The organism is Rothia endophytica (genome assembly GCF_928381505.1).
Taxonomy (GTDB): domain Bacteria; phylum Actinomycetota; class Actinomycetes; order Actinomycetales; family Micrococcaceae; genus Rothia; species Rothia endophytica_A.
This window is the reverse complement of the sequence record NZ_CAKMSJ010000024.1, coordinates 1-2,046: the sequence shown is the minus strand read 5'-3', so window position 1 is coordinate 2,046 and position 2,046 is coordinate 1. Positions and strand designations below refer to the sequence as shown.

Here is a 2,046-nt window from a genome sequence, read left to right as displayed (position 1 = left end):
GTGTGTGAATATGATGTGATGCGGTTTGTTGTTTGAAAACTCAATAACGCACTAAAGAACAAATAATGATTCTTTCGTCCAAACTAACATTAGGGTTCAACACAATATCGTTGGCCTGTTGGTTTTGGATTTGAACTGATACCAAATAATTAATAAATAAAGTCGCTCGACCAGCACCTCACGGTGATGGAAGAGCGCGAATTTGATAATCAGATGGTTTCAGATTGACAGTTTGAGTCGCCACTTTGCTCCTATTAAGCACAGGAGGAGGATCACCCCGTGATCCTTTGGTGACTCGTTTCAATGAGATACAGAAAATTATCAAGCTACTCGATTAAAGAGATTTTTAACGGAGAGTTTGATTCTGGCTCAGGACGAACGCTGGCGGCGTGCTTAACACATGCAAGTCGAACGATGAAGACCCTGCTTGCAGGGTTGGATTAGTGGCGAACGGGTGAGTAATACGTGAGTAACCTGCCTTTAACTCTGGGATAAGCCTTGGAAACGGGGTCTAATACCGGATACGACCAACCCTCGCATGGGGTGTTGGTGGAAAGGGATTTTGTACTGGTTTTAGATGGGCTCACGGCCTATCAGCTTGTTGGTGAGGTAACGGCTCACCAAGGCGACGACGGGTAGCCGGCCTGAGAGGGTGACCGGCCACACTGGGACTGAGACACGGCCCAGACTCCTACGGGAGGCAGCAGTGGGGAATATTGCACAATGGGCGCAAGCCTGATGCAGCGACGCCGCGTGAGGGATGACGGCCTTCGGGTTGTAAACCTCTTTCAGCAGGGGAGAAGCGAAAGTGACGGTACCTGCAGAAGAAGCGCCGGCTAACTACGTGCCAGCAGCCGCGGTAATACGTAGGGCGCGAGCGTTGTCCGGAATTATTGGGCGTAAAGAGCTTGTAGGCGGTTTGTCGCGTCTGCTGTGAAAGCCCGGGGCTTAACCCCGGGTTTGCAGTGGGTACGGGCAGACTAGAGTGCAGTAGGGGAGACTGGAATTCCTGGTGTAGCGGTGAAATGCGCAGATATCAGGAGGAACACCAATGGCGAAGGCAGGTCTCTGGGCTGTAACTGACGCTGAGAAGCGAAAGCATGGGGAGCGAACAGGATTAGATACCCTGGTAGTCCATGCCGTAAACGTTGGGCACTAGGTGTGGGGAACATTCCACGTTTTCCGCGCCGTAGCTAACGCATTAAGTGCCCCGCCTGGGGAGTACGGCCGCAAGGCTAAAACTCAAAGAAATTGACGGGGGCCCGCACAAGCGGCGGAGCATGCGGATTAATTCGATGCAACGCGAAGAACCTTACCAAGGCTTGACATATACTGGACCGCCTCAGAGATGGGGTTTCCCTTTTAGGGCTGGTATACAGGTGGTGCATGGTTGTCGTCAGCTCGTGTCGTGAGATGTTGGGTTAAGTCCCGCAACGAGCGCAACCCTCGTTCTATGTTGCCAGCACGTAATGGTGGGGACTCATAGGAGACTGCCGGGGTTAACTCGGAGGAAGGTGGGGATGACGTCAAATCATCATGCCCCTTATGTCTTGGGCTTCACGCATGCTACAATGGCCGGTACAAAGGGTTGCGATACTGTGAGGTTGAGCTAATCCCAAAAAGCCGGTCTCAGTTCGGATTGGGGTCTGCAACTCGACCCCATGAAGTCGGAGTCGCTAGTAATCGCAGATCAGCAACGCTGCGGTGAATACGTTCCCGGGCCTTGTACACACCGCCCGTCAAGTCACGAAAGTTGGTAACACCCGAAGCCGATGGCCTAACCCCTTTGTGGGAGGGAGTCGTCGAAGGTGGGATTGGCGATTGGGACTAAGTCGTAACAAGGTAGCCGTACCGGAAGGTGCGGCTGGATCACCTCCTTTCTAAGGAGCACAACTAGATAGTTGGCCGCCTTTGGTTCACGAGTGTTGGACAGGTGGTTTGCTCATGGGTGGAATATTGGTTCAGGTTAGAAAAGCCCTGGTGGTTTTTCTGGTGGAGAGTCTCGTAACTGTTTTTTGGTGTGTTGTTGGGTTTTGAGGCAACAAG

General features: G+C 52.2%; 1 rRNA gene. It reads left to right on the top strand.

What is annotated here, in order from left to right:
• Positions 1 to 346: 346 nt before the first annotated feature.
• Positions 347 to 1,880: ribosomal RNA gene (locus L6990_RS11760) — 16S ribosomal RNA — on the top strand.
• Positions 1,881 to 2,046 lie beyond the last annotated feature (166 nt).